This window comes from Marinibaculum pumilum (genome assembly GCF_042646425.1).
Lineage (GTDB): Bacteria > Pseudomonadota > Alphaproteobacteria > Ferrovibrionales > Ferrovibrionaceae > Marinibaculum > Marinibaculum pumilum.
In genome coordinates this window covers 426,272-451,616 of the sequence record NZ_JBHRTR010000031.1, presented here as the reverse complement: position 1 = coordinate 451,616, position 25,345 = coordinate 426,272, and the positions used below count along the sequence as shown (strand labels likewise).

The following is a 25,345-nucleotide window of genomic DNA, read 5'->3' as shown; positions in this document are numbered from 1 at the left end:
CGCCTCGTTAAGGGAGTAGAAGCATGCGTTCCTTGAGCATCGGCAGCACCGGGATGCTGGCACAGCAGCTCAACGTCGAAGTCATTTCGAACAACATCGCGAACATGACGACAACCGGCTTCAAGCGGCAGCGCGCGGAGTTCCAGGACCTGCTGTACCAGAACCTGCGCCGCTCCGGCTCGCAGTCCTCCGACACCGGCACCGTGGTGCCGGCCGGCATCCAGATCGGCGTCGGCGTGCGGACCGCGGCCGTCTACCGGATCTTCGAGCAGGGCAACCTGGAGATGACGGACAATTCGCTGGACCTGGCGATCAACGGCCGCGGCTTCTTCCAGATCACCCTGCCGGACGGCTCCACCGCCTATACCCGGGCGGGCACCTTCGCCGTCTCCTCCGCCGGCCAGATCGTGACCCAGGACGGCTACACCCTGCAGCCCGGCATCACCATCCCGCAGAACGCCACGGCGATCAGCATCAACCCCACCGGCGAGGTTTCGGTGAAGGTGCCCGGCTCGGTGACCGAGAGCGTCGTCGGCCAGATCAACCTGGCGATCTTCTTCAACGATGCCGGCCTGGAATCCCAGGGCGACAACCTGTTCCTGGAGACCGCCGCCTCCGGCACGCCGACCACCGGCACGCCGGGTTCCCAGGGCTTCGGCGGCCTGCGCCAGGGCTACCTTGAAACCTCCAACGTGAACCCGGTGCAGGAGATCACCAACCTGATCAAGGCCCAGCGGGCCTACGAAATGAACAGCCGTGTCATCTCGACCTCCGACGAGATGATGGCCCAGACCAGTCAGCTGCGCTGAACGAGGTTCCCCGATGACCGCCAGGATTTCCAAGCTCGTGATGCATGCCGGCTATGGCCTGCTCGCCGCCCTGATCGCGGCGACCGCCCTGGCCCATGCCGCCGCTGCCGCCGCCGACAGGACCGCCGCCGATGCGGCCGCGGCGCCGGTCCCCGCGGAGGTCATCTACCTGCGCGGCGACATCACCGTGGACGGCCCGATGGTCACCCTCGGGGACATGCTGGTCGGCGTGCCGGAGCATCTCTACGACGTGCCGGTGGCCCGCTCCCCGGATCCCGGCCAGCAGGGCCGCATCCGCACCGGCTCGGTCGCCCGGGTGGCGCAGATCCACGGCCTGGAATGGACGCCCTTCGCGCAGACCCGCAGCATCGAGGTGACCCGCCGCGGCCGCCTGGTGGAGCAGAGCGAACTGACCCGGGTGATCCTGGACGCGCTGCAGCCGCAGCTGGCCGAGGGCGATCACGAGATCTACCTGAACGGCCGGGTGCGCGACACCTTCGTGGCGCTCGACACGGTGGTCGACCCGCAGGTCGAGAGCCTGGACTTCCGGGCCGATACCGGCCGCTTCGACGCCGTCGTCCGGCTGTCCCACGGCACCCAGACCCGCCCCCTGCGGCTGACCGGCATGGTCACCGAGATGGCGGACCTGCCGGTCCTGCGCACCCGCATGGACTCCGGCGAGGTGATCACCGCCGCCGACATCACCTACCGCAAGGTCCGAGCCGATCGCGTGCCGGCCAACATCATCACCGAGGCCGAGGACCTGATCGGCCGCACGCCGCGCCGGGTTGTGGCCGCCGGCCGCCATGTCCGCGCCAACGACATCATCGTGCCGCAGGACGTCGCGCGGAACGACATGGTCACCATGGTCGTGAACAACGGCGGCATGCTGCTGACCACCACCGGCCAGGCCCTGGAATCCGGCGCCCGCGGCGAGGTGATCGGCGTCCGCAACATGCGCAGCAAGCGGGTCGTCCGCGGCGTCATCGTCGGTCCCGGCGAGGTCCACATGGTCGGCAACGGCTTCGTGACGCCCGCCAATGCCGGGCTGGCCAATGCACGCCACACCTCCGGCTGATGCCGCCGGCCGCGCAGTACTGACGTAACCGACCGACGAAGAACTCGACCGCAGCAGCCACCGAACGGCGGCCTGCCTCGCTCAAGCGAAAGATCAGAAGAGATGACCACCACCCTGCCCACCCTCACAGCCGCCCGCCTGCTCCGGTTTGCCGGCATTGCCGGCATCTGCCTGGGGCTCGGCGCCTGCAACGCGATCGACCGGATCAGCCGGATCGGCGAGGAGCCGCAGCTGGCGCAGATCGAGAACCCGACCGAGAAGCAGGGCTACAAGCCGGTGAGCCTGCCGATGCCGCGGCCGGAGCCGGTGGCCCATGCCCCGAACTCCCTGTGGCGGCCGGGCAGCCGGGCCTTCTTCAAGGACCAGCGGGCGAACCGGGTGGGCGACCTTCTGACGGTCACCGTGAACATCGACGAGAGCGCGCAGTTCGAGAACTCCACCACCCGCAACCGTACGGGCAGCGAGGGGCTCTCGGTGCCGCAGTTCTTCGGCTACGACATCCCGAGCGTCGTCGGCCGCCTGCCGGGCAACAACCCCAATGCCGATCCGGACAACCTGGCGGAGCTGGGCTCCAACTCCGCCTCCTCCGGCTCCGGCACCATCGACCGGGAGGAGACCATCAACCTCTCGGTCGCAGCGATCGTCACCCAGGTCCTGCCGAACGGGAACCTGGTCATCATGGGCCGGCAGGAACTGCGTGTGAACTACGAGGTGCGCGAACTCCTGATCACCGGCATCGTCCGGCCGGAAGACATCACCGCCGGCAATGCGGTGCCCCACACCAAGATCGCCGAGGCACGGCTTTCGTACGGCGGACGCGGCGTCATCTCCGATGTGCAGCAACCCCGCTACGGGCAGCAGTTGTTCGATATCATCTTCCCGTGGTGACCCCATGGCGAGCGAAGCCGCATCTGCCTGACGAGGGAGGGCCGGGATTTCCCGGCCCTCTTTCTTTCCGGGCCCTCTTTCTTTCCCGGCCGACCAGGCTGCCCCACCCGGCGCGGCCAGGTGCGACAGTCCCTTTTCGCCCGCAAGACGCTATCCTTGTGACATGACTGCATACTCCGACACCGACCGGCCTGCCGGTCGATCCCATCCCCTGCCCAGTCTCACCCGATACGCCGGCGGTGCGGCCGGCGTGCCCTACGCCGTCGTCCTGGATGCCGGGCGCGACGGCCCCCGTGCGATGGTTTCAGCCCTGGTGCATGGCAACGAGATCTGCGGTGCGATCGCCCTCGACGGACTGCTGCAGCGAGGCCTGGAGCCCGCCCGCGGCCGCCTCACCATCGTCTTCATGAATGTCGGGGCCTATCAGGCCGAACCCCCACGCCGCTTCCTGGACGAGGACATGAACCGGGTCTGGGATCCGGCGGTGCTGACCGGCGATCGCAGCAGCAGGGAACTGCTGCGCGCCCGGCAGGTGCGCTGCCTGCTGGAGGATGCGGAGCAACTGCTGGACCTGCATTCGATGCAGAGCCAGGATGCCCCCGTCGCGCTCTCAGGCGACCTCGACAAGGGCGCCGCCCTGGCCAGGGCGATCGGTGTCCCGGCCTGCATCGTCAGCGACCCCGGCCATCCGGCGGGGCCGCGCATGCGCGACTATGGCCGTTTCGCCGATCCGCAGCTGGCCGACGCCGCGGTCCTGCTCGAATGCGGGCAGCATCTGGCTCCGGCTGCGATCGACCTGGCGGAGGAAGCGACGCTGCGCTTCCTTCTGGCGCTGGACATGATCGACCGGGCGCAGGCGGAACGGCTGGCAGGACGCGCCCTGCCCCCGCCGCCGCGGCAGCAGCTGGTCCGGGTCACCGGACTGGTCACTGCGGGCCCCCGGTTCCGGATGGCCGATACGGTGGTGGGCATGCAGCCGATACCCTGGGCCGGAACGGTCATCGGCTGGAACGACGGCAACCCGGTGGTGACGCCCTATGACGATTGCGTGCCGGTGATGCCCACGCCGGGCGCGGCGCCCGGCACGACGGCGCTGCGCTTCGGCAAGCTGGTGGACTGAAAGGCCCGGACCGCGCCTCCCGGCAGGCGGACCGACACTGTGCGGGTCAGTCGTCGCGGTGCGTGCGTTCGCGCCGCTCGTGCCGCTCCTGCGCCTCCAGCGACAGGGTCGCGATCGGCCGCGCCTCAAGGCGCTTGATGGAGATCGGCTCGCCGGTTTCCTCGCAATAGCCGTATTCGCCCTCGTCGAGGCGCCGCATGGCCGCATCGATCTTGGAAATCAGCTTGCGCTGGCGATCGCGGGTGCGCAGTTCCAGGGCGCGCTCCGACTCGGTGGAGGCCCGGTCGGCGATGTCGGGCTCCTGCACCGTGTCCTCCTGCAGATGCTGCAGGGTCTGGTTGCTCTCCCGAAGGATCTGCGCCCGCCAGTCCAACAGCTTCTGACGGAAATACAGCTGCATCCGCGGATTCATGAACGGTTCGGATTCCGAGGGACGATAATCGACCGGCAATTCGATACCCATAACGCACTCCGACTCTAGGCCACTGGCCCCGGGAAGAACGCCGTCCCGCGGGGGCCCGGCCGCCAAGCGGCGCGGAGTATATGGAGGCCCCCCCCATCGGGCAAGCGGTCACAATCATCACGCCGTGACACGGCCCGCTGCGGGGGAACCGGGACCGTCAAAGCGCCCGCGGGGCGGGCGTTCCGGCCAGTGGGCGGCAGATGCCTGCGGGATCCGCCTGCGGTGCTAGCGGCCGAGCTTCGCCAGTTCCACCGCGCAGCGCAGCTCGATCTCCTCGATGATCTCCTTCAGCCGGGGATCATCCACCGCCTCGCGCTGCTTGCGCAGCGCCGTGGCCAGATCGTCGAGGCGGTTCAGGGGCAGCTGCCCGGTCAGGAGCGCGTCGCGGATCACCTCCAGCCGCTCCAGCAGGTCGAAGCCGCGTTTCACATGGCGCTTCCGCCGTTCCAGGGAGTCGGGCACTTCCTGCAGCGACAGCAGGGCATCGACCTGAGTGATCGGTGCGCCGCCGGCAACCGACTGCGCACCCTTGCCGGTCCCGCCCAGGCTGTCGGCGAAGCTCGATGAGCCGCTCTTGCTTGACCCCTTCGACGGCCGGTTGCTCGACGGCCGCAGCGGTCCTGGGCCCTCAATTTTCATGCCTGGGTCACCATTCGCCGAATCATACGTGCCACCTATAGCACGGCACCGGGCAGCTTAGACATACCGGCCCCGTCGCAAGGCTGCTGCCTTCAACACCTATGGCCTGCGCGTGCATCTGGCAATGCCGGGGCACCGCTGCGGCTGGCCGGGGGCGGCAGGCACGACGCCCGCGCGAATTTGCCGCCGGCCCCGGAAAAAGGTGCCGGAAGTCGGCCGTTCCTGCCGCTCCGATTCGCTCATACTTCAATGAAATCAAACGCTTGCCATGTGGCACGACACTCGCAACGGGGGGACCCGACAGCTCTTGTGCAGGGCCATTCCTGCCGGGTCGTCCAGCAGCCGGAGAACCGGCCGCCCCGGCAGAGCGACCAGAAGTGAAAGAGACGAACGGGCAATGACGCGCAACGCATCCAGAACCGCCAAGACCGAAGCCGCAGGCCGCAAGCCTCTCCGCCGCGTCGCCGCGCTGGCGGCGGGGCTGCTGGTCCTGGCGCTGGCCCTGCCGGCCGGCGCAGCGACGACCCGGATCAAGGACATCGCCGATTTCGACGGCATCCGCGAAAACATGCTGATCGGCTACGGCCTGGTGGTCGGCCTGAACGGCTCCGGCGACAGCCTGCGCAATGCGCCGTTCACCCGCCAGAGCCTGGAGAACATGCTGGAGCGGATGGGCGTCAACATCCGCGGCAATACCAACTTCCAGACCGACAACACCGCCACGGTCATGGTGACAGCCAACCTGCCCCCCTTCGCCCGCAACGGCCAGCGCATCGACATCAACGTCGCCTCCCTGGGCGATGCCGACAGCCTGATGGGCGGCAATCTGCTGGTCACCCCGCTGATCGGCGCCGATGGCGAAGTCTATGCCGTGGCGCAGGGCCCGGTGACGGTCGGCGGCTTCTCCGCCCAGGGCCAGGGCCAGACCGTTACCCAGAACGTGCCCACCTCCGGCCGCATCCCCAACGGCGCCATCGTGGAGCGCGAGGTCGGTTTCGACCTGGCCAGCCTGCCCGGCCTGCGGCTGTCGCTGCGCAACCCCGACCTGACCACGGCGCGCCGGATTGCGGAGGCGGTGAACGCCGCCCTCGCCGGCGCCAATGCCCGCGCGCTGGATCCCTCTACCGTCTCCCTCGACGTGCCGCCGGGCGAGCGCACCGACCTGGTCGGCATGATGGTGGCGATCGAGCAGCTGCAGGTCACCACGGACTCGCCTGCGAAGGTGGTCGTGAACGAGGCGACCGGCGTGATCGTGATGGGTGCCGCGGTCCGCGTGGACACGGTCGCAATCGCCCAGGGCAACCTGACGATCCGCATCACCGAGACGCCGCAGGTGTCCCAGCCCAACCCCTTCGCGCCCGGGCCCGGCGTGGTGCAGGGCATCGCCGGCATCCAGGGCCAGGCGAACGCCACCGGCCAGGTGCAGACGCCGCGCATCAATCCCGACGGCAGCCCGGTCCGCGACTCTTCCGGCAACGTGGTGTTCGACAGCACCACCACCGCCGTCCCCGGCACGGGCCTGGACGCGATCCAGCCGCAGCAGGGCCAGATCAGCGGCGGCGCGACCACCGTGGTGGTGCCGCGCACCCAGATCGACATCACCCAGGACGGCACCGACAAGCTGACCGTGGTGCAGGCCGGCGTGACCCTGCAGCAGCTGGTCGACGGCCTGAACGCCCTCGGCGTCGGCCCGCGCGACATGATCTCCATCCTTGAGGCCATCAAGGCGGCGGGCGCGCTGCAGGCCGATATCGAAGTGATCTAGGAGCCGCTTGCGATGATCGACCTCACCCCCAATGCCGGCCCGACGATCCTGTACCCGCAGGACAGCCGCCCCACCCCTGCCGAAGCCGCTTCCGGCGCCCGTTTCGCCGATGCGCTGGCGGAGCATGCCCGGACCCGGGGCGGCCAGCGGCCGGCCCCGAACGACCCGGCCTGGCGGCAGGCCGTGGAGTTCGAGTCCGTCTTCATCGCCCAGATGGTGTCGCACATGTTCACCGGCACCGAGGCGGAGGCGCCGTTCGGCGGCGGCTCTGCCGAGCAGAGCTGGCAGCAGATGATGAACCAGGAATACGGCAAGTCGATCGCCCAGGCGGGCGGCATCGGCATCGCCAACCAGGTGTACCAGCAGATCCTGCACCTGCAGGGCGCCGCGGCCGCGAAGTAGAGGACCGACCATGACTGCGCATACCAAGGACGAGAACCCCGCGGCAGCCTTTGCCGGGATGCTCCTGGACCTGAAGCCCATGACGCGCGCCGCCCGCAGTGCCGAGCCGGCCGCAGCCCCGGCACCCGCCGAGGCGCCGCCCGTGGCGCAGCAGCGGAGCAACTTCTCGCTGCCCGTGAACGACCTTCTGTCGCTGACCGAGGATCTGACCCAGGCGATGGAGGCGGAGACCGACGCCCTGCGAAGCATGGACATGGATCGCTTCGGCGAGCTCAGCGCCCGCAAGATCGGCCTGGCCAACAACTACGCCACCCTGTTGTGGAAGATGCAGAAGAACCCGGACGCTCTGAGCGGCCTGCCCGGCCGCGAGAAGGACGCCCTGCGGCAGGCGACGGAACGCATGAAGGTCGCCACCCAGGACAACGAGAACGCCGTGCGCGGCGCGCACGAAGCCAGCCAGATCCTGATGAACGCGATCGCCAAGGCCGCCCAGGACCGCCGCCCCGCGGCGACCACCTACGGCGCCAACGGGCGCACCAGCGCCGCCTATGGTGCCGACAAGCGCCAGGGATCCGCGATCTTCCAGGACACGCGGCTGTAGGACCGGCCGGACGGAGCAGCCACCATGACCCTGTCGATCGCCATCGGCAACGCGCTCAGCGGCCTGCGCACCTCGCAGCAGGCCATGGACGTCATTTCCAACAACATCGCCAACGCCAATACCCCCGGCTATACCCGCAGGACGGTGGCGCTGGAAGCGGTGACGGTCAGCAATTTCGGCCGCGGCGTGAAGATCGCCGACATCGTGCGCGAGGTCGACGAGTATCTGAACGCCGACTACCGGCTGGCCAATTCGACGATCGAGAAGCTGCGCATCAACCTGCAATACGCCGAGAGCGTCGAGGAAATGTACGGCCAGCCCGGCGCGGACAATTCCATCGCCAACACGATCACCGACTTCCGCTCCAGCCTGACCGCGCTGGAGACCGCGCCGGAGAACCAGGGCCTGCGGGAGCAGGCGCTGCAGGACGGCATCCGCCTGGCGAACCGGCTGAACACCGAGAGCGCGGCGATCCAGGACCTGCGCGGTGATGCGGAGCGCGAGATCGGCTCCATCGTGGAGCGGGTGAACTCCCTGCTCGACCAGATCGCCTCGATCAACGAGCAGGTGATCCGCGCCAATGCGCAGAACCAGGACTCCAACGCGCTGCAGGACCAGCGCGCCAACTATGTCGACGAGATCGCCAAGTACATGGACGTGAAGGTCCGCGAGTCCGGCGACGGCAACCTGGTGGTGACCACGGCGATCGGCCGGACCCTGGTGGACAACACCGTCACCCATCCGCTGACCACCACCACGCTGACGAACGTGAACGCGTCGACGGTGTTCAACGCGATCACCATCGACGGCATCGACGTGACTTCGGAGCTGCGCAACGGTCAGGGCGCGATCGCCGCCCACCTGCAGGCCCGCGACACCGACCTGGTGGCGCGCCAGAACGAGCTGAACCGGATCGCCACCACCCTGTTCGCCAACATCACCTCCGCCAACCTGAACACGGCGGACACCAGCGGCGGCGTGCAGGACGACAGCAACCACTTCTTCGCGACCTATGTCCCCGCGGACCCGGTCTCCGCCTACAACATCCAGGTCCATCCCGACCTGGTGGCGGATGCCAGCCTGCTGAACGACATCACGGCCGCCGACGACCTGAACACCGCAGTCAACGCCAACTACGCCTTCGCCGCCGTCACCAATGGCGTCGGCGCGGTCACGGTCGGCTTCGTCGAATACGGCAACGCGATCATCGAGCGGCAGTCGCTGGCCACCAGCAATACCGAGCTGACCTACAAGCAGCAGGAATACGTGACCAACAGCCTGGAGCAGCGGGTCGGTGCCGTCAGCGGCGTGAATATCGACGAGGAGCTGGCCCAGATGCTGCAGTTCCAGAAATCGTTCTCCGCCGCCGGCCGCCTGATCCAGGTGACATCGGAAATGCTGGACACCCTGATCAGCATCGCGGGACGGTGAGGTAGACCATGCCCATCAATCGCCTCAGCAATATCGCCCAGAACAACCTGCAGTTGTTCCAGATCCGCACCGCGCAGATGCGCCTTGCGGACCTGGAGACGCAGATCACCAGCGGCAAGAAGTCCCAGAACTACTCGGGCATCAGCCGCGAGGTGCCGGCCTTGCTGGCCGCGGAGAACGAGCTGGCGAAGATCAAGCGCTACGAGGAGAACATCGTCACCGCGGAAGCGCGGCTGGAGCTCAGCGAGGCCAATCTCGGCGGCATGCAGGACATCGCCGAGCAGATGAAGCAGATCACCAACATCACGCCGGTGAACTACGACCTGGTGGGCGAGCAGTCGCAGAACTTCCTGGCGCTGTTCGCCGACCTGATGAACGCCCAGGATTCCACCCGCTACCTGTTCGGCGGCACCGCGACCGGCACGCCGCCGGTGACGATCTACGAGCCCGGCACCGGCCCGGTCCCCGATCCGGCGAACCCGACCGGGCAGACGATCTTCGGCAGCCCGGCCGCCGACGGCGCCCTGTCGAACGCCGGCTACCGCTTCCAGATCAACGCCACCGGCGCCGATACCGACACCCGGGTGCAGGTGAACGAGAGCCTGCAGGTCACGGTCCAGTACACGGCGACCAACAACAACGGCGCGGCCAATGTCACCAACTCCTTCCAGGAGATGCTGACGGCCCTGGTCTCGCTGGCCGATATCAGCAACACCGCGCTCTACCCGGCGCCGGCCCAGACCGACGTCGACACCGCGCGCAACCACATCAACAACGCGATCACCGGCTCGACCGGCAACTACCGCAGCTTCACGGAGATGCGGACCAGCCTGTCGACCACCAACAAGACGCTCGATGAGATCAAGAACAACTTCTACAACATCAAGAACATCAGCCAGAACACGGTGATGCGGGTCGAGGACGTGGACGATACCGAGGCCGCGATCCGCCTGCGGGAGGAGATGGTGCAGCTGGAGGCGACCTATTCCGCCGTGCAGCAGATCTCCCGCCTGACCCTGCTCGACTACCTCTAGGACCGAGACCCGCGGTCGACCGGGCCCGGCCGCGCCGGTGCCGGTCGACCTCCTCAGCAATCCCGCGCAGAACAATCTGCAGCTCTTCCAGATCCGGACGGCGCGCCTGTGCCGGTCCGACCCGGAGATGCAGATCACCAGTGGGAAGAAATCCCAGACCTCTCCCGGCACCTTGCGCGACATGCCGGCCCTGCTCGCCGCCGAGAACGAGCTGGCGCGGATCAAGCGCTACGAAGAGAACATCGTCACGGCCGAATCCCGGCTGGAGCTCAGCGAAGCCAATCTCGGCGGCATGCAGGACATCGGCGAGCAGATCCGCACGATCACCAACATCACGCCGGTGAACTACGATCTGGTGTCGGAGCAGGCGCAGAACTTCCTGGCCCTGTTCGGCGACCTGATGAACGCGCAGGATTCCACCCGCTACCTGTTCGGCGGCACCGGCACCGGCACCCCGCCGGTGGAGATCTACCCGCCCGGCTCCGGCCCGGTGACCGACCCGGCCGGCGCCCTGCAGGTGGTGTTCGGCAGCCCCGCCGCCAATGCCGCGCCGACCAATGCCGGCTGGCGCTTCCGCATCTTCGCCAGCGGCACCGACGCCGACACCCAGATCCCGATCGACGACAGCCTGCAGGTCACGGTCCAGTACACCGCCAATAACCTGAACGCCGGCGGCACCCTGAACGTCACCAACGCCTTCCAGGAAATGCTGTCCGGCCTGGTGGCACTGGCCGACCTGGACAATACCGCGCTCTACCCGGCGCCGGCGCAGACCGACGTGGACACCGCCCGCAACCACGTGAACAACGCCCTGAACGGGGTCGCCGGCAGCTATCGCAGCTTCACCGAGATGCGCACCAGCCTGTCGACCACGAACAAGACGATCGACGAGGTGAAGGACGGCTTCCACAACCTGAAGAACATCAGCCAGAACACGGTGATCCGGGTCGAGGATGTGGACGATACCGAGGCCGCGATCCGCCTGCGCGAAGAGATGGTGCAGCTGAAGGCGACCTATTCCGCCGTGCAGCAGATCTCCCGCCTGACCCTGCTGGACTTCCTCTGACGGCAAACCGGCGGAAATGATCCGCCGGCCCCTTGAACCTCCAGTAGCTGGAACTCCCATTTCCCCGCGGTTGCTGTCCAACCGAGGGACCATCCGATGCCTCCTCCCACGATCCTCGTCATCGGTGCCGGCCAGGCCGGCCTCGCGGCTGGCTACCACCTGCGTTCGACCGGCCTGCCCTTCCTCATCGTCGACCGCGCCGCACGGCCCGGCGAGGCGTGGCGGCAACGCTACGACAGCCTCACCCTGTTCACCCCGCGTCGCTACAGCGCCCTCCCCGGTATGGCGCTGCCCGGCGACCCGGACGGCTTTGCCAGCGCAGGCGAGTTCGCCGACTACCTGGCCCGCTATGCCGCGCATTTCACCCTGCCCCTCCGCCTGGGGGCCGCCGTGCGTCGCTTGCGGCAGGACGCAGATGGCGGCTTCACGGCAGCGCTTGCCGGCGGCGAAAGCCTGCGGGCCGACCGGGTGGTGGTGGCGACCGGCGCCTTCCAGTATCCCGTCGTGCCGGCACTGGCAGCCGGCGCCGACCCGGACCTGCCGCAACTCACCCTCGCCGACTACCGGCGCCCCGCCCAACTGCCGCCCGGCCGGATCCTGGTGGTCGGCGACGGCGCCAGCGGCCGCGACATTGCCGCCGAACTGGCAGCCGCGGGCCGGGACGTGATCCTGTCCGGAGGGCGGCGGCGACGGTTGCTGCCACAGGCCGTCCTGGGCCGTTCCAGCTGGTGGTGGCTGGACCGGCTCGGACTGCTGCGCACCGCGCCGGACGGTTCGGTCGGGCGCGCGATGCGCCGCGCCGATCCCTTCCCCGACCGCCACCGCGGCCGGGCCGGACTGGCGGAGCGCGGTGTCGTCCTGGGCCCCCGCCTGACCGGCCTGAACGGACGGCGGGCCCGCTTTGCCGATGGCCGCTCGGCAGAGGTCGCCGCAATCGTCTGGGCGGTGGGCTATCGCGACGACACAGGCTGGCTCGACATCCCCGGGGCCGTCGGGCCCGACGGCCGCTTTCGCCACTGCCGCGGCCACGCGCCGGTGGCCGGGCTGTACCATCTGGGACGGCCCTGGCAGCACAACCGGGCCTCCGCCCTGGTGATGGGCGCCGGGCCCGATGCTGCAAGGCTGGTCTCCGTGATTGCCGCGTCCGGCTGCGGGCCGTGCTAGTCTCGGGCATCGTCGACGACCCGTCCGGGCGCCGACTTCCGGGAGATCAGGGATGGCAGAGGGGGATGGCCGGCGGCCACGCTGGACCAAGACAGGCGGCTGGGCGCTTCTGACCGGCGGCGGCACCAGCTTCTTCGAGGCAAAGATCTCGCGCTGGGACATGCGCCAGCAGATGCTGGAAGGCGCCGCGCCGCGCTTCGGCTATCTGGCGCTTCTGGTCCTCAGCAGCGTGATCGCCACCCTGGGCCTGATCGCCAATTCCGCCCCGGCCATCATCGGTGCGATGATCGTCGCACCGCTGATGATGCCGATCGTCAGCCTGTCCTACGGCCTGGCCAGCCTGGACCGGCGGATCATCGCCCTCGCCGCCGCCAGCATCCTGGTCGGGCTGGGCATCGTGCTCGCCGTCGCCTATCTCGGCGTCGTCCTGGTGGGATCGCGCATCGCCGGCGACGAGATCCTGTCGCGCACCGCGCCGACCCTGCTCGACTACGGCATCGCCCTGGCCGCCGGATGCGCGGCGGCCGTCGCCAATGCCCGGCCCAGCATCGCCAATTCCATCGCCGGGGTCGCCATCGCCGTGTCGCTGGTGCCGCCGCTGGCGGTCTGCGGCATCACCCTGGGCCTGGGGGAGCAGGCGATCAGCTCTACCGGCGTTGCGATCGGCCGCATCGACGCCATGCAGGACAGCGGCTACGACCTGGCCGGCGGCGCGTTCCTCCTGTTCCTGGCGAACCTGCAGGCGATCGTCGCGATCGGCACCATCACCTTTCTCGCCCAGGGCTATGGCAGCTGGCGCCGCGCCATAGTGTCCCTGGCGGCGATCGCCGGGATGTCCTGGCTGATCATGCAGCCGCTGGCAGACGCCTTCTTCTTCTTCGAGCTGAAGAACAGGGTCCTGCGCCAGGTCGCCGACCGGCAGGCGCAGAACAGCGACGCGCCCTATCTGGACGTGCGCAACGTCCATGCCGCCTATCGCGACGGCATGCTGCATATCGTGATCCGGCTGATCGCCGTGCGCGGCATCTCCCCCGACCTGCAGCAGGAACTGGACCGCCTTCGTGCCAGCCTGGAGCGCCAGATCGGCCAGCCGGTCCAGATCGTGCTCGACCTGGTGCCGGTGCACCAGAAGGTGCTGCGCTCGGGACCGGACACGGCGCCCGGCCCCCCTCGGGACAGGTAGCGCCGAAGCAGCCGCGCGGGCTCAGCCCGAGGCGGCCAACCTCAGGCGGTCCGGGCCATGCGGTCGCGGTCGCGCTGGCCGGCACGGCGCAGCTGCACGATCTCCGCCAGGATCGACAGCGCGATCTCCGCCGGCTCGATCGCCTGCAGGTCCAGCCCGGCCGGGGCCCGCAGGCCGGCGATGCGTGCCTCCGCCACGCCCTGGGCCCGCAGGCGCGCCGCCAGCGCCGCCGTCTTGCGGCGGCTGCCGACGAAGGCGACATGGCCGGCGGGACTGTTCAGCGCCGCCGCCAGCGCCTCCAGGTCGCGGCGCCCCTGGGTCGCCACGACCAGGAAGTCGCCGGCGGCGATCTCCAGCGGTCCCAGATCGTAGCCGGCCTGGCGCCGCTCCGCCCGGTCGAAGGCGGCGAGGTCCTCCTCTGCCGCCGCAACCGCCAGCCGATAGCCGAGCCGCGGCGCCAGGTCCGCCAGGGCAAGCGCGATCGGCGAAGCGCCGCAGAGCACCAGCCGCGGCGCCGTGCCCATCGGCTCCAGGAACAGGTCGACGGTGCCGCCGCTGGGGCAGGCGCTGCCGTGCAGTTCCGTGCCGTCGCTGTCCACCGGCCCGTCCACATCCTCGCGCGGGCGCACCCGGATCAGCCGCGCCGTCCCCGACTGCAGGACCGCGGCCGCACCCCGGCGCAGCGCGCCCTGCACGCAGCCGCCGCCGACATGGCCATGGATCGCGCCCTCGGTATCGACGATCGCCTTGGCACCGGCCTTGGCGGAGGTCGCGTTCTCGGTCCGCACGACGGTTGCCACGCAGAACGGCCGCCCTGCCGCACGCAGGGCCGCGATGCGGTCGTAAAGCTCGTCAGACATGGGCGAACTCCGCCTCCAGCGCCGCCAGGCTCTCCAGGGTGTTGGCCGCGGCGAAACAGTCGAGATGCGGCAGCGCAGCCGCCATGCCGCGCGCCACCGGTGCATAGTCCTGCCAGCCCTTCAGCGGGTTGAGCCAGACCAGCCGCCGCGCGCGGCGTTTCAGGCGCGCCAGCTCACGGGCCAGATCCTGCGGCGCATCGGTGTCATAGCCGTCGCTCATCACCACCACCACGGTGCGGCTGTCGATGGCGCTGCGCGCATGGCGGTCGTTGAAATCCGCCAGCGCGCCGGCGATCCGGGTGCCGCCGCCGAAGCCCTGCGCCATCAGGGAAAGCTGCGACAGCGCCCGGTTCGTGTCGCGGTTGCGCAGCGCGTCGGTGACCCGCACCAGACGGGTGTGGAACAGATAGGCGTCGGTCCGTCCCCAGCCGCCGACAAGACCGCGCAGGAACAGCAGGAACCAGCGGGCATAGACCTGCATCGAGCCCGACACGTCCAGCAGCACAACCAGCCGCACCGGCCGGTCCGGCCGCCGCCGCCAGGCCGGCTCCAGCGGCTCGCCGCCATGGCCCAGGCTGCGCCGGATGGTGCGCCGCAGGTCGAGCTGCCGGCCGCGCCGCGCGGCGACCCGCCGCCGGCTGAGCCGGTAGCGCAGCGCTGCCGCCAGGCGCAGCGCGACCGCCTCGGCCGCCGCCGCCTCTTCCGGGGTGGAGAAACGGCGCAGGTCGGTGCGCGACATCACCGAGCGGCGGCTGGCGACCAGCCGGCCGGGCCGCTCCGCCACCTCCGGCGGATTGCCGTCATCCTCCTCCGGCGCGGTCTCCACCGCACTGGCACCCGCGGCGGCCTCGCCCTCCGACGGCAGCACGGCGTTCCACAGGGCCGGTCGCCGGCCCTGCCGCGCCGCCGGCTCCGCTGCCTGCCGTTGCCGCAGCCGGCGCCCGCGCCGCGGCCCCGCCAGCCACCAGGCGTCGAACAGCGCGTCGAAGCGCTGCCATTCCTCCCGGTTGCCGGCCAGCAGGCTGCGCAGGGCCAGGCGCACCGGCCACAGCCGCGCCGCGCCGCTGCCGGGCGGCACCGCCGCCAGCACCGTGCAGGCGGCCTCGGCTTCTGCCACGCCCAGCGGAAAGCCGTTCAGGCGCAGATGCCGGATGAATTCCAGCACCCGCGCCGATGGCAGGGCCGCCGCCATCGTCACTCCGCAGCCTGGCCGACCAGCCGGGCCGTCACCTCCGGCGTCACCGCGGCCTGGTCGGTGCGGGTCTTCAAAAGGCAGATCAGGCTTGCCTGCAGGGCGACCGGGTCGCGGTCCAGCCGGTCGAGGTCCAGACCCGACAGGGCGGCAGCCCAGTCCAGGGTCTCGGCAATGCCGGGCACCTTCTCCAGCTCCTCCTTCCGCAGGGCCTGGACGAAGCGCACCGCCTGCGCGGCAAGCGCCCGGTCGACCCCCGGCAGGCGCGCCTGCAGGATCGACAGCTCCTTCTCCGCCGCAGGGAAGTCGATCCAGGCATAGAGGCAGCGCCGCCGCAGCGCGTCCGACAGCTCGCGCGTGCCGTTGGAGGTCAGCACCACCTGCGGGATCGCCCGCGCGGCGATGGTGCCGAGTTCCGGCACGGTGACCTGGAAGTCCGACAGCACTTCCAGCAGGAAGGCCTCGAACTCCTCGTCGGCGCGGTCGATCTCGTCGATCAGCAGCACCGGCGGGCTGTCCTGGCTGATCGCCTCCAGCAGCGGACGGCGCATCAGATAGGCCTCGGAGAAGATCTGCCGCTCCACTTCCGCGGCGCTGGCGCCGTCGCGCTCATGCGCCTTGATGGCCAGCAGCTGGCGCTGGTAGTTCCATTCGTAGAGGGTCGAACCGGCATCCAGCCCCTCGTAGCACTGCAGCCGGATCAGCCGCGCGCCCTGCAGCTCCGCCAGCGCCTTCGCCACCGCGGTCTTGCCGACCCCGGCCTCGCCCTCCAGCAGCAACGGCCGCTGCAGCCCGATGGCCAGGCAGAGCGCCATCGCCAGCGCATCCTCCGCCACATAGCCGGTGGCGGCGAGCCGGTCCTGCAGGGCCTTGTAGTCGAGGTCCATGGTTCCCTCGCCGCGCTGCCCGTCGTCCCCGGCCTTGAGCCGGGGACCCATTCCGCAAGCCGTGCCGCGCTTCGAGGCCTGCGGAATGGATCCTCGGGTCAGGCCCGAGGATGACGGTGGTGATACAGTTCCGCCGCCGCATTCACGTCATTCCAGGCCTTGTGCCTGGAATCCATTCCGCCAGCCTCGCGGCGGGGCTGGCGGAATGGGCCATCGGCTCGGGGTCCGAGGGCGACGGTTCTAGCCTAAGCTTCCGCCACGCCCAGCCGCTCGGCGGTCTTCCAGACCCGCCAATGGTCGTGCGGCATCTGGGTATGGGTCAGGCCGAGATGGGCGAAGGCGTCGTTCACCGCGTTGGAAAAGGCGGAGACGCCGCCGACATTCGGGCTCTCCCCCACCCCCTTGGCGCCGATCGGATGGTGCGGCGACGGGGTCTCGGTGAAGTCGGTCTCCCAGGCCGGGGTTTCCACCGCAGTGGGCAGGAAGAAGTCCATCAGCGACGCGCCGTGCACATTGCCCAGCTCGTCGTAGGAGATCTCCTGCCCCATCGCGATGGCCAGCGCTTCGGTCAGGCCGCCATGCACCTGGCCCTCGATGATCATCGGGTTGATCCGGGTGCCGCAATCGTCCAGCGCGTAGAAGCGGCGGACCTGGGTCACGCCGGTATCGGCGTCGACATCGACCACGCAGATATAGGCGCCGAACGGATAGGTCATGTTCGGCGGGTCGTAGTAGCTGACCGCCTCCAGCCCCGGCTCCATGCCCGGCGGCACATTGTTGTAGGCGGCGAAGGCCAGCTCGGCCATGGTCTTGAACCGCTCCGGCGCGCCCTTCACGACGAACCGGTCGACATCCCATTCCAGGTCGCCCTCATGCACCTCCAAGAGCCAGGCGGCGATCATCTGCGCCTTGGCGCGGATCTTCCGGCCCGCCATCGCGGTGGCGGCGCCGGCGACCGGCGTGGAACGCGAACCGTAGGTGCCCAGGCCGTAGGGCGCGGTGTCGGTATCGCCCTCCTCCACCGTGATCTGGCTGGCCGGGATGCCGATCTCGGAGGCCAGGATCTGGGCAAAGGTGGTGGCATGGCCCTGGCCCTGGCTGATCGTGCCCAGCCGGGCGATGGCGCTGCCGGTCGGGTGGATGCGGATCTCGCAGCTGTCGAACATCCCCAGGCCCAGGATGTCGCAGTTCTTCACCGGCCCGGCGCCGACGATCTCGGTGAAGAAGGCGACCCCGATGCCCATCAGGCTGCGGGTATCGCCGCGGGCGAAGGCCTGCCGGTTCGCCGCCTGCTCGGCGCGCAGGCCCTGATAGTCGACGGCCGCCAGCGCCTTGTCGAAGGCGGTGTGGTAGTCGCCGCTGTCATATTCCCAGCCCAAAGCGGAGGTGTAGGGAAACTGCGCTTTGTCGATGAAGTTCTTCCGCCGCAGCTCGGCGGGGTCCATCTCCAGCTTGCGGGCCAGCACGTCGACCATGCGCTCGATGAAATAGCTCGCCTCCGTCACCCGGAAGGAGCAGCGATAGGCGACCCCGCCCGGCGCCTTGTTGGTATAGACGCCGTCGACCACCAGATGCGCGACCGGGATGTCGTAGGACCCGGTGCAGATGTTGAAGAAGCCGGCCGGGAACTTGGTCGGATCGGCGCAGGCGTCGAAGGCGCCATGGTCGGCCAGCACATGGCATTTCAGCCCGGTGATGCGGCCGTCGCGGGTCGCGGCGATCTCGCCCGTCATGTGGTAGTCGCGGGCGAAGGCGGTGGTGGAGAGATTCTCCATCCGGTCCTCGATCCACTTCACCGGCACGCCGAGCACGATCGAGGCAACGGCGGCGCAGATATAGCCCGGATAGACGCCGACCTTGTTGCCGAAGCCGCCGCCGATATCGGGGGAGACGATGCGGATCTTGTGCTCCGGGATGCCGGTGATCAGCGAGGCGACGGTGCGCACCGCATGCGGCGCCTGGAAGGTGCCCCACAGGGTCAGATGCTCGTTCACCTTGTCCATCGAGGCGACGCAGCCGCAGGTCTCCAGCGGGCAGGGATGCACCCGCTGGTAGGAGATCATCTCCTTCGCCACGACCTCCGCCCCGTCGATGGCGGCCTGGGTGCCGCCGGCATCGCCGACTTCCCAGGTGAAGATGTGGTTGTGGTGGCGCCGGGGGCCGTGCGCGCCCTCGGTCTTGCCCGCCAGGTCCTCCCGCAGCACCGGCGCGTCCGCATCCATCGCCTTGAACGGGTCGACCAGGGCGGGCAGCTCCTCGTACTCCACCTCCACCAGTTCCACCGCGTCGGCGGCGATGTAGCGGTCCTCGGCGACGACGAAGGCGACCTCCTGGTTCTGGAACAGCACCTTCTCGTCCGCCAGCACCGCCTGCACGTCACCCGCCAGGGTCGGCATGTAGTGCAGCTTCAGCGGCTTCAGGTCGGCCGCCGTCAGCACCGCCTTCACCCCCGGCAGGGCCAGGGCCGCGGAGGCGTCGATCGACTTGATCCGGGCATGGCCGTACGGGGAACGGACGAAATCGCCGAACAGCATGCCCGGCAGCCGGATATCGTCGACGTAGTTGCCCTTTCCTTGCGTGAAACGGGCATCCTCCACCCGCTTGCGCTTGGTCCCCAGCCCTTCCAGCTTCGCGGTACGGGCCTCGCGGCTCTCGGTCTCGGTCATCGCCTGCCCTCCCCTATTCCGCCGCTTCCTGACCTGCGGCGCTCAACGTCGCGGCCGCGGCCTGGATCGACTTCACGATGTTCTGGTAGCCGGTGCAGCGGCACAGATTGCCGGAGATCCCCATGCGGATCTCCGCCTCGGTCGGCGCCGGGTTCTCCTGCAGCAACCGCCAGGCGCGGGTGATCATGCCCGGCGTGCAATAGCCGCATTGCAGGCCGTGATGTTCGCGGAACGCCTCCTGCAGGGCGTGCAGCGCGCCCGGCGCACCGACGCCTTCGATGGTGGTCACCTCATGGCCGTCGGCCTGGGCGACGAAGACCATGCAGGACTTCACCGAGCGGCCGTCCAGGTCCACGGTGCAGGCGCCGCAATGGCCGGTGTCGCAGCCGATATGCGGCCCCTTCAGCTCCAGCGCCTCGCGCAGGAAATGGATCAGCAGGGTGCGCGGCTCCGCCAGCGCCTCGTGCGCGGTGCCGTTGACGGTGATCTTGACGTGCTTCTTGCTCATCGCCGGGCTCCTCTTCAGGACGCGCGCTGGGCCGCGCGCGCGATCGCGCGGCGGACCATCACGCCGGCCACATGGGTGCGATAGTCGGCCGGGCCGCGGCCGTCGGCGGCGGGTTCGGTGATCGCCTTCGCCGCGGCGACAGCGGCATCGACGGCGGCCTTGTCCAGGGTCGTGCCGACCAGGGCGGCGGCGGCCTCCTCCGCCAGCAGCGGCACCGCCGCGACGTTGGTCAGGCCGATGGCGGCGGCGCGGCAGGTGCCGCCCTGCATCTGCAGCAGGACGGCCGCGGCGGCGGTGGCATAATCGCCGACCTTGCGCTTCTGCTTCTCATAGGCCCAGCCATGGCCGGCGGCGGGCAGCGGGATGCGGATCGCGGTCAGGATTTCGCCATCCTCGCGCGCGGTCTCGTAGGCGGAATGGTAGAAGCCCCGCGCCGGCAGTTCCCGTTCGCCGCCCGGGCCGGCCAGGACATAGCGGGCATCGAGCGCCAGCATCACCGCCGGCATGTCGTTGCCGGGATCGCCGTTCGCCACATTGCCGCCGATCGTGCCCTGCGCGCGGACCTGGGGGTCGGCGATCAGGGCGCCGGCCTCGTGCAGGATCGGGCAGGTGCGACCTACCACGTCGGAGGCCAGCAGGTCCTGCTGGCTGGTCATCGCGCCGATCGCCAGGTGACCGTCGCGTTCCTCGACGAAGCGCAGGTCGGCCAGCGCCTGCAGGTCGACCAGATGCTCCGGCGCCGCCATGCGCAGCTTCATCATCGGGATCAGGCTGTGGCCGCCGGCCAGCACCAGCGCCTCGTCGCCATGCTCGGCCAGGAGCGCGACAGCCTCGTCCAGCCGCGACGGCCGATGGTATTCGAATGTGCCGGGAATCATGCCCCGCGACCCTCCCTTCGCTGCCCGGGCCCGGCCCGGGTCTCAATTCGTTGGGGTTGAGTCTGGCGCGGTTCGGCCAGGCTCGCGGCCGGGAAACCGCGGATGACCGCGATTTCGCACGAACGGCGGCATGGCTGCACGAATGGCGGCAACGCCTGCGCGAATGCCGGGCATCGGCCGTGGCCGGCAGCAGGCCGGCGGTCCCGCAGGGGCGATGGAAGATGGATCAGAGGCCGAGGGCGCGGCGCACTTCGGCGAGGTGCGAGCGGCTGACCGGCACCGGGTCGTCGTTCATCGCCGGCAGCATCAGGAACGCCTTGTCGCGTTCCCGCCGCAGGCCGCTGGCATGGTCCAGGTTGACCAGGAACGACCGGTGGGTGCGGATGAACGGGCCGCCGGCCAGATGCGCCTCGACCTTCGACAGGGACCAGGGGCAGAAATGCCGGCCCGCCCCGTCGATCAGACGGGTGTAGTGACCGTCGGCCTGGACCGCCTGCACCCGGCCGGCATCGATGAACAGGGTGGCGTTGTTCTGCTCGTAGGGCAGCCGCACCCGGGCGGCGGGATGGGCCTCCGGGGCGTTGGCGGCCGGCTCCGTGACCGCGGCCGTCCCGGCAGGCGCCGCCCCTTCGGCAGGTGAAGGCTTCGCCCCCTCCCCGGCCCCGTCGAAGAAGGCCGTCCGCAGAGCCGCGGGCTGTTCGTCCATCGATCCGCTGGCCAGCGCCGGCTGCGGCGCCATCGCCAGCATGGCACCCGCGGCCATGGCCGCCTCGGGCGGGACAGTTCCTGCACCACCGCCGGTCGCCGCCGCCTTGCCGCCGGCGGCGGAGGCACGGCCGTCCAGCGGCATCGCGGTCAGCAGGAACAGGCCGCAGACCAGGAAGGCGGCGACGGCCACGATCAGGGCCAGCTGGCCCTGGTCGATCTCCGGCGTGGCCAGGCTCCAGGTCTCCGGCACTGGCAGGAACCGGGTGAAGGCCATGGCGGAATAATGCATGGCGGCGATCGTGACCCCCAGCAGCAGGGCGCCCAGGCAGAGCTGCAGCAGGGTGCGCCGGCCATAGGCCAGCCGGATCGCGCAGATCGAGAAGCCGATCGCGACGGCGGAGGAGACGACGGCCCCGCCGAACCGGTAGTCGACGATGCAGGCGCCGCCGATGGCATCCATGCCGACATAGTGCATCGACACGATGCCCAGCCCGGTCAGGGTGCCGGCGAAGATCGTTCGCGGCCAGGTCCGCGCGCCCAGATGCATCAGCGACAGGCCGATGCCGACGATCAGGATCGAGAGCAGGACGGAGCCCAGGGTGTAGAGCGCGTCGTAGCTGACCAGCACCGGCAGTTTCACCGCCAGCATCGCGACGAAATGCATCGACCAGATGCCGCCGCCCAGGGTCAGCGCCGCCTTCGCCAGCTGGCGGCGGCGCGCCGCGCCGTCCAGGTCCTTCAGGCCGGAGGCCAGCCGCAGGCCGGTGAAGGAGGCCATCACCGCAATGGCGATCGAAGCCGCGACCAGCCAGGGGTCGTAGCTTGCCGCCATCGCGGCATCGGCCGGTAAAGTCGCTTGGACGGCGCCTGCCGCCATGCCCGTCAGCTGGGCCATCGGTTCCGCATCACCCACCGCCGCCCGCACCGCGGGGCGGCCCAGAGGGGTTAACGGTAGCAGGCGGGGCCGGCGCCGACAATTCGCTGCCCCCGCAGCTATGCGGCGGCCCACCACGCGGCTTAGCCATACCCGAACAGCATGGCAATATTGGACCATTCTCTGGTCCAGATAGGAGGCAGGCGTGGAGATTCCGGTCACAGACGCCAAGGGGCGCCTTACCGACCTGATCCGGCGGGCCGAGGCGGGCGAGGAGATCCTGCTGACCCGGCATGGCCGGCCGGTGGCCCGACTGGTCGGGCTTCAGGCCCTTCCCAGACCTGCCGACCGCCGTGCTTTGCTGCAATCCCTGCAGGCTGCGGCCGCCAGAAAAATCACTGCCGGCCCGGATGCCGCCCGCAGCCAGGACTTCCTCTACGGAGATGAGGGACTGCCCGGGTGATCGTCGTCGATACTTCGGCCCTTATGGCGGTCCTGTGCGGCGAACCGGGCGGGCGCCCGTGCATGCCGGTCCTGGAAGGCGCTCCGTCCCTCTGCATCTCCGCCGGCACTGTGGCCGAGGCCAAGATCGTCGCGGCGCATCGCAACCTGGCCGCCGAGATGGACCGGCTGATCACCGGCCTGGGCATGGAGATCCACCCGGTCGACCGCGATGCCGCAGAGGAGGTCGCCACCGCCTATCGCCGCTGGGGCAAGGGCATTCATCCCGCCGGTCTCAACTTCAGCGACTGCTTCGCCTATGCCCTCGCCCGCCGCACGGCCGCCCCGCTGCTGTTCGTAGGCGACGATTTCCGGCGCACCGATATCGAACCTGCGGTGCCAGCAGGCGCCGCTTAGGGACCACAGCTCAATCCGGCGTCCAGGGCGTCCTGGGCGCCGGCTGGGGGGTGTTGAGGATGCCGATCTGGTTGCCCATGCGGACCTGCACCGCCGGGCTCAGCATTTCGGCGCCGTCCGCCCCCTCGATCGGCGAGAACAGCATGATGTCCAGGGAGCCGCCGAAGAAGAAGTTGCCGAACGGGGTGACACCCTTCTTCACCCGCGCGCCTTCGGTCACGCCGTCGTGGAACACCACCGAGCCGACCGTGTCCAGGCCGACCGGGATCGAGGCGACATGGCCTTTCAGCATCGCCGGCTCCCGGCCCGGCAGGTTGGCATATTCGACCTCGATCACGATCACGCCGCGGGTGAAGCCCTGGAACTGGCTGAAATCGGTGCCCGGCCGGCCGACATTGCCGTCCAGCGGCACCCAGTTCGGCCAGTCGATATAGCCGAACACGCCGGCCGCGCCCGGGCTGCCCGCCTCCACGATCTGCGCATAGCGGATGGTGCCGTCCACCGGGCTGTGGAAATGGTGGTAGGTGTTGGGCATCAGCACGCAGGCCAGCCCGGTGGCGCCAACGAACTTCGCCTTCAGCGCGTCCGGCGCATCGCCCAGCAGCTCGTCCACCGACAGCGGGATGCCCTTCACGTCCAGCACCGTGTCGCGCTGCAGCGGGTTCTCCAGCAGCCGGCGCTCCACCGGCTGTGCATCCTTCACCACCACCTGCACCAGCGGGTTCATGATGCAGTCGGTCGGCGCCACGACGACATAGTCCCGGTCCGGCATGGTCACCGGCCGCGACGGATAGCCGGTCGCCGGATCGCCCTTCAGGTTGCGGGCGAAGAAGGCGTTCCAGCTCTCATACTCGGCGGCCCTGGTGCGGCGGTAATCCTCGATCTCGATGCGCGGGTCGGCGATCCATTCGGCCACCTGCCCGGTCGATTGCGGGCTGTCCATGAAGGCCTTGTAGTCCTCCAGGAACATCTGCAGGAAGGTGGCGACGCTGGGGAGCTTCCGGGCCGGATCCACGGGGTCGATCCCCTGCACCAGCCGCTGCCCGGCCTTGTTGTGATAGTAGAGCCAGGCGAAATACTGGATGGAATCCAGGGCATTGTCGCTGTCGCCGACGATCTGCGGCAGGGTCGTGCAGACCTGCGCGTAGAAGCGGCCGACCGCCTTCGCCAGGCCTTCGCCGTCGCCGGCCGCCGTCCAGGGATTGGCACCCGACCCGCCATAGCTGTAGCCCGGCGGCAAGGGCTGCAGACCGTCATAGGCGGCCTGGAACGCGGCCCGGGTCTGCGGCTCCGCCGCGTAGCGGTCCGCCAGATAGTCGAGCGAGCGCTGGCAGGGCGAAGCCGCCGCCGCCGGTCCGTGAAGGCCAGGCCCCGACACCAGGACAATGAGTACGAGAAGGCCTGCCAGGTTCCGGCGCGTCATGATTTCCCTCCCCCGCTTCCGTCTGCCACAGGGTATGGGAGAACCGTCCGCGGACCAATCGAGGGCCCGATCGAGAGCCAAGGTGGGGAGGGGCGCCGCCCCGTCAGTCGCCCCGGAAGGGATCGAGCACCGGAACCGCGAAGACCTCGAAGTCCCGCACATTCCGTGTCACGACGGTCAGGTCGTGGACCATCGCGGTTGCGGCAATCATCGCGTCCTCCAGAAGGCTGTCCGACCTGCCGTGCATCAGGCGGGCCCACAAGCGGAAGCACCGCGAATCCATCGGCAAGACGTTCCAGCTGCCGGCGACCCGGTCGAGCCAGGCGTCGATCTCCGCTGCCATTGCGGCATCCTGTTCGCGTGCCCGTTCGATGCCCGCCTGGATCTCGCCGATGGTCACGGCCGACAGGTGAAGCGCGGTGTCCGGTATGCCCGCGATCCAGGCCACCACACCGCCATGCGGCTTCGGGCGCCGCAGTTCCGAAACGATATTGGTATCCAGAAGATACATCGGGCGATCAGGGTGCCCTGCGCCGCAATCGGCCGCGGCGCGGCACCGGAAGGTCGATGCGGCCGGCATCGGACAGCAGAAGCGCTTTCAGGTCCGGTTGCGCGGCGGCCTGCAACCGCCGCCATTCCTGCGCCGACACCAGAACCGCGGTCTCCGTCCCGCGTTTGGTGACGATCTGCGGCCCTTCGCTCAGGCAGGTCTCGAGAAACTCGCTGAACCGTGCCTTCGCATCCTGCACGGACCAGGATTCCGGTCGCGCCATCGCCGTCGCTCCAATGAACCGTCACATGACTAGTCAGATAACTAGTCATGTGATGGTCGCAAGACAATCCCTTCC

26 protein-coding genes are annotated in these 25,345 nt (G+C 69.4%); 14 read left to right on the top strand and 12 right to left on the bottom strand.

Annotated elements, in window-relative coordinates; all coding sequences use genetic code 11:
* Positions 1–23 precede the first annotated feature (23 nt).
* From flgG to ACFOGJ_RS19530, 4 genes are all read left to right on the top strand, one after another.
* The gene (gene flgG / locus ACFOGJ_RS19545) at positions 24–809 is read left to right on the top strand and encodes a flagellar basal-body rod protein FlgG (protein ID WP_379903654.1); all 786 of its coding nucleotides are present in this window, start codon (positions 24–26) and stop codon (positions 807–809) included.
* Positions 810–822: 13 nt separating this feature from the next.
* Positions 823–1,887, top strand: coding sequence for a flagellar basal body P-ring formation chaperone FlgA (flgA, locus tag ACFOGJ_RS19540; protein ID WP_379903652.1), 1,065 nt, complete (start codon positions 823–825; stop codon positions 1,885–1,887).
* 102 nt (positions 1,888–1,989) lie between these two features.
* A complete protein-coding gene (gene flgH, locus ACFOGJ_RS19535) occupies positions 1,990–2,775 on the top strand; it encodes a flagellar basal body L-ring protein FlgH (RefSeq protein WP_379903650.1) in 786 nt (261 codons plus the stop codon).
* A gap of 250 nt (positions 2,776–3,025) precedes the next feature.
* Positions 3,026–3,895: a succinylglutamate desuccinylase/aspartoacylase domain-containing protein gene (locus ACFOGJ_RS19530; protein WP_379903648.1), complete on the top strand. Its 870-nt coding sequence runs from the start codon at positions 3,026–3,028 to the stop codon at positions 3,893–3,895.
* Positions 3,896–3,941: 46 nt separating this feature from the next.
* Here the strand turns inward: ACFOGJ_RS19530 and dksA are convergent, their stop codons facing one another.
* A complete protein-coding gene (gene dksA / locus ACFOGJ_RS19525) occupies positions 3,942–4,358 on the bottom strand; it encodes an RNA polymerase-binding protein DksA (protein ID WP_379903646.1) in 417 nt (138 codons plus the stop codon).
* A gap of 225 nt (positions 4,359–4,583) precedes the next feature.
* Complete coding sequence (locus ACFOGJ_RS19520; protein WP_379903644.1) at positions 4,584–4,997, bottom strand: flagellar assembly protein FliX; 414 nt, start codon at positions 4,995–4,997, stop codon at positions 4,584–4,586.
* 397 nt (positions 4,998–5,394) lie between these two features.
* Between ACFOGJ_RS19520 and ACFOGJ_RS19515 the strand changes: the two genes are divergently transcribed.
* From ACFOGJ_RS19515 to ACFOGJ_RS19480, 8 genes are all read left to right on the top strand, one after another.
* Positions 5,395–6,762, top strand: coding sequence for a flagellar basal body P-ring protein FlgI (locus tag ACFOGJ_RS19515; protein ID WP_379903642.1), 1,368 nt, complete (start codon positions 5,395–5,397; stop codon positions 6,760–6,762).
* Between the two features lie 12 nt (positions 6,763–6,774).
* Positions 6,775–7,164 carry a rod-binding protein gene (locus tag ACFOGJ_RS19510; protein WP_379903640.1) on the top strand — a complete coding sequence of 130 codons (390 nt, stop codon included), beginning with the start codon at positions 6,775–6,777 and terminating at the stop codon, positions 7,162–7,164.
* A gap of 10 nt (positions 7,165–7,174) precedes the next feature.
* Positions 7,175–7,765, top strand: a complete 591-nt coding sequence (locus tag ACFOGJ_RS19505) for a hypothetical protein (RefSeq protein ID WP_379903638.1) — start codon at positions 7,175–7,177, stop codon at positions 7,763–7,765.
* A 24-nt stretch (positions 7,766–7,789) separates the two neighbouring features.
* Positions 7,790–9,196 carry a flagellar hook-associated protein FlgK gene (flgK, locus tag ACFOGJ_RS19500; protein WP_379903636.1) on the top strand — a complete coding sequence of 469 codons (1,407 nt, stop codon included), beginning with the start codon at positions 7,790–7,792 and terminating at the stop codon, positions 9,194–9,196.
* An 8-nt stretch (positions 9,197–9,204) separates the two neighbouring features.
* Positions 9,205–10,230 carry a hypothetical protein gene (locus tag ACFOGJ_RS19495; protein WP_379903634.1) on the top strand — a complete coding sequence of 342 codons (1,026 nt, stop codon included), beginning with the start codon at positions 9,205–9,207 and terminating at the stop codon, positions 10,228–10,230.
* A 37-nt stretch (positions 10,231–10,267) separates the two neighbouring features.
* A complete protein-coding gene (locus ACFOGJ_RS19490; RefSeq protein WP_379903632.1) occupies positions 10,268–11,296 on the top strand; it encodes a hypothetical protein in 1,029 nt (342 codons plus the stop codon).
* Positions 11,297–11,392: 96 nt separating this feature from the next.
* A complete protein-coding gene (locus ACFOGJ_RS19485; protein WP_379903631.1) occupies positions 11,393–12,460 on the top strand; it encodes a flavin-containing monooxygenase in 1,068 nt (355 codons plus the stop codon).
* Between the two features lie 52 nt (positions 12,461–12,512).
* Entirely contained in the window at positions 12,513–13,643 is a 1,131-nt protein-coding gene (locus tag ACFOGJ_RS19480) for a DUF389 domain-containing protein (RefSeq protein ID WP_379903629.1), read from the top strand.
* 41 nt (positions 13,644–13,684) lie between these two features.
* Here the strand turns inward: ACFOGJ_RS19480 and ACFOGJ_RS19475 are convergent, their stop codons facing one another.
* From ACFOGJ_RS19475 to ACFOGJ_RS19445, 7 genes are all read right to left on the bottom strand, one after another.
* A complete protein-coding gene (locus ACFOGJ_RS19475; RefSeq protein ID WP_379903627.1) occupies positions 13,685–14,503 on the bottom strand; it encodes an XdhC family protein in 819 nt (272 codons plus the stop codon).
* Positions 14,496–15,695, bottom strand: a complete 1,200-nt coding sequence (locus ACFOGJ_RS19470; RefSeq protein ID WP_379903625.1) for a vWA domain-containing protein — start codon at positions 15,693–15,695, stop codon at positions 14,496–14,498. The genes ACFOGJ_RS19475 and ACFOGJ_RS19470 overlap by 8 nt, the downstream gene beginning before the upstream one ends.
* Positions 15,696–15,697: 2 nt before the next feature.
* On the bottom strand, positions 15,698–16,582 hold the full coding sequence (locus ACFOGJ_RS19465) for an AAA family ATPase (RefSeq protein ID WP_379903623.1): 885 nt from the start codon (positions 16,580–16,582) through the stop codon (positions 15,698–15,700).
* A gap of 245 nt (positions 16,583–16,827) precedes the next feature.
* Positions 16,828–19,248, bottom strand: a complete 2,421-nt coding sequence (locus tag ACFOGJ_RS19460; protein ID WP_379903621.1) for an aerobic carbon-monoxide dehydrogenase large subunit — start codon at positions 19,246–19,248, stop codon at positions 16,828–16,830.
* Positions 19,249–19,261: 13 nt separating this feature from the next.
* On the bottom strand, positions 19,262–19,756 hold the full coding sequence (locus ACFOGJ_RS19455) for a (2Fe-2S)-binding protein (RefSeq protein WP_379903619.1): 495 nt from the start codon (positions 19,754–19,756) through the stop codon (positions 19,262–19,264).
* Positions 19,757–19,770: 14 nt separating this feature from the next.
* Positions 19,771–20,634: an FAD binding domain-containing protein gene (locus ACFOGJ_RS19450; protein ID WP_379903617.1), complete on the bottom strand. Its 864-nt coding sequence runs from the start codon at positions 20,632–20,634 to the stop codon at positions 19,771–19,773.
* Between the two features lie 226 nt (positions 20,635–20,860).
* Positions 20,861–22,237, bottom strand: coding sequence for an MHYT domain-containing protein (locus tag ACFOGJ_RS19445; RefSeq protein WP_379903615.1), 1,377 nt, complete (start codon positions 22,235–22,237; stop codon positions 20,861–20,863).
* 184 nt (positions 22,238–22,421) lie between these two features.
* Here ACFOGJ_RS19445 and ACFOGJ_RS19440 point away from each other — a divergent pair, with 184 nt between their 5' ends.
* Together ACFOGJ_RS19440 and ACFOGJ_RS19435 are read left to right on the top strand one after the other, a co-directional pair.
* A complete protein-coding gene (locus tag ACFOGJ_RS19440) occupies positions 22,422–22,679 on the top strand; it encodes a type II toxin-antitoxin system Phd/YefM family antitoxin (RefSeq protein ID WP_379903613.1) in 258 nt (85 codons plus the stop codon).
* The gene (locus ACFOGJ_RS19435; RefSeq protein WP_379903611.1) at positions 22,676–23,074 is read left to right on the top strand and encodes a type II toxin-antitoxin system VapC family toxin; all 399 of its coding nucleotides are present in this window, start codon (positions 22,676–22,678) and stop codon (positions 23,072–23,074) included. The genes ACFOGJ_RS19440 and ACFOGJ_RS19435 overlap by 4 nt, the downstream gene beginning before the upstream one ends.
* Before the next feature lie 10 nt (positions 23,075–23,084).
* Here ACFOGJ_RS19435 and ACFOGJ_RS19430 read toward each other — a convergent pair whose 3' ends face one another.
* The 3 genes from ACFOGJ_RS19430 to ACFOGJ_RS19420 all read right to left on the bottom strand — a co-directional run bounded on the left by ACFOGJ_RS19430 (position 23,085) and on the right by ACFOGJ_RS19420 (position 25,270).
* A complete protein-coding gene (locus tag ACFOGJ_RS19430; protein ID WP_379903609.1) occupies positions 23,085–24,497 on the bottom strand; it encodes a phosphatidylserine decarboxylase in 1,413 nt (470 codons plus the stop codon).
* 103 nt (positions 24,498–24,600) lie between these two features.
* Complete coding sequence (locus ACFOGJ_RS19425) at positions 24,601–25,008, bottom strand: type II toxin-antitoxin system VapC family toxin (RefSeq protein WP_379903607.1); 408 nt, start codon at positions 25,006–25,008, stop codon at positions 24,601–24,603.
* 7 nt (positions 25,009–25,015) lie between these two features.
* The gene (locus ACFOGJ_RS19420) at positions 25,016–25,270 is read right to left on the bottom strand and encodes a type II toxin-antitoxin system Phd/YefM family antitoxin (RefSeq protein ID WP_379903605.1); all 255 of its coding nucleotides are present in this window, start codon (positions 25,268–25,270) and stop codon (positions 25,016–25,018) included.
* Positions 25,271–25,345 lie beyond the last annotated feature (75 nt).

What these genes read in the sequence shown, in the direction of transcription:
- flgG (WP_379903654.1), top strand. Translation starts at nt 24, where the DNA reads ATGCGTTCCTTGAGCATCGGCAGCACCGGGATGCTGGCACAGCAGCTC.
- flgA (WP_379903652.1), top strand. Translation starts at nt 823, where the DNA reads ATGACCGCCAGGATTTCCAAGCTCGTGATGCATGCCGGCTATGGCCTG.
- flgH (WP_379903650.1), top strand. Translation starts at nt 1,990, where the DNA reads ATGACCACCACCCTGCCCACCCTCACAGCCGCCCGCCTGCTCCGGTTT.
- dksA (WP_379903646.1), bottom strand. Translation starts at nt 4,358, where the DNA reads ATGGGTATCGAATTGCCGGTCGATTATCGTCCCTCGGAATCCGAACCG.
- ACFOGJ_RS19520 (WP_379903644.1), bottom strand. Translation starts at nt 4,997, where the DNA reads ATGAAAATTGAGGGCCCAGGACCGCTGCGGCCGTCGAGCAACCGGCCG.
- ACFOGJ_RS19515 (WP_379903642.1), top strand. Translation starts at nt 5,395, where the DNA reads ATGACGCGCAACGCATCCAGAACCGCCAAGACCGAAGCCGCAGGCCGC.
- ACFOGJ_RS19510 (WP_379903640.1), top strand. Translation starts at nt 6,775, where the DNA reads ATGATCGACCTCACCCCCAATGCCGGCCCGACGATCCTGTACCCGCAG.
- ACFOGJ_RS19505 (WP_379903638.1), top strand. Translation starts at nt 7,175, where the DNA reads ATGACTGCGCATACCAAGGACGAGAACCCCGCGGCAGCCTTTGCCGGG.
- flgK (WP_379903636.1), top strand. Translation starts at nt 7,790, where the DNA reads ATGACCCTGTCGATCGCCATCGGCAACGCGCTCAGCGGCCTGCGCACC.
- ACFOGJ_RS19495 (WP_379903634.1), top strand. Translation starts at nt 9,205, where the DNA reads ATGCCCATCAATCGCCTCAGCAATATCGCCCAGAACAACCTGCAGTTG.
- ACFOGJ_RS19485 (WP_379903631.1), top strand. Translation starts at nt 11,393, where the DNA reads ATGCCTCCTCCCACGATCCTCGTCATCGGTGCCGGCCAGGCCGGCCTC.
- ACFOGJ_RS19480 (WP_379903629.1), top strand. Translation starts at nt 12,513, where the DNA reads ATGGCAGAGGGGGATGGCCGGCGGCCACGCTGGACCAAGACAGGCGGC.
- ACFOGJ_RS19475 (WP_379903627.1), bottom strand. Translation starts at nt 14,503, where the DNA reads ATGTCTGACGAGCTTTACGACCGCATCGCGGCCCTGCGTGCGGCAGGG.
- ACFOGJ_RS19470 (WP_379903625.1), bottom strand. Translation starts at nt 15,695, where the DNA reads ATGGCGGCGGCCCTGCCATCGGCGCGGGTGCTGGAATTCATCCGGCAT.
- ACFOGJ_RS19465 (WP_379903623.1), bottom strand. Translation starts at nt 16,582, where the DNA reads ATGGACCTCGACTACAAGGCCCTGCAGGACCGGCTCGCCGCCACCGGC.
- ACFOGJ_RS19460 (WP_379903621.1), bottom strand. Translation starts at nt 19,248, where the DNA reads ATGACCGAGACCGAGAGCCGCGAGGCCCGTACCGCGAAGCTGGAAGGG.
- ACFOGJ_RS19455 (WP_379903619.1), bottom strand. Translation starts at nt 19,756, where the DNA reads ATGAGCAAGAAGCACGTCAAGATCACCGTCAACGGCACCGCGCACGAG.
- ACFOGJ_RS19450 (WP_379903617.1), bottom strand. Translation starts at nt 20,634, where the DNA reads ATGATTCCCGGCACATTCGAATACCATCGGCCGTCGCGGCTGGACGAG.
- ACFOGJ_RS19445 (WP_379903615.1), bottom strand. Translation starts at nt 22,237, where the DNA reads ATGGCCCAGCTGACGGGCATGGCGGCAGGCGCCGTCCAAGCGACTTTA.
- ACFOGJ_RS19430 (WP_379903609.1), bottom strand. Translation starts at nt 24,497, where the DNA reads ATGACGCGCCGGAACCTGGCAGGCCTTCTCGTACTCATTGTCCTGGTG.
- ACFOGJ_RS19425 (WP_379903607.1), bottom strand. Translation starts at nt 25,008, where the DNA reads ATGTATCTTCTGGATACCAATATCGTTTCGGAACTGCGGCGCCCGAAG.
- ACFOGJ_RS19420 (WP_379903605.1), bottom strand. Translation starts at nt 25,270, where the DNA reads ATGGCGCGACCGGAATCCTGGTCCGTGCAGGATGCGAAGGCACGGTTC.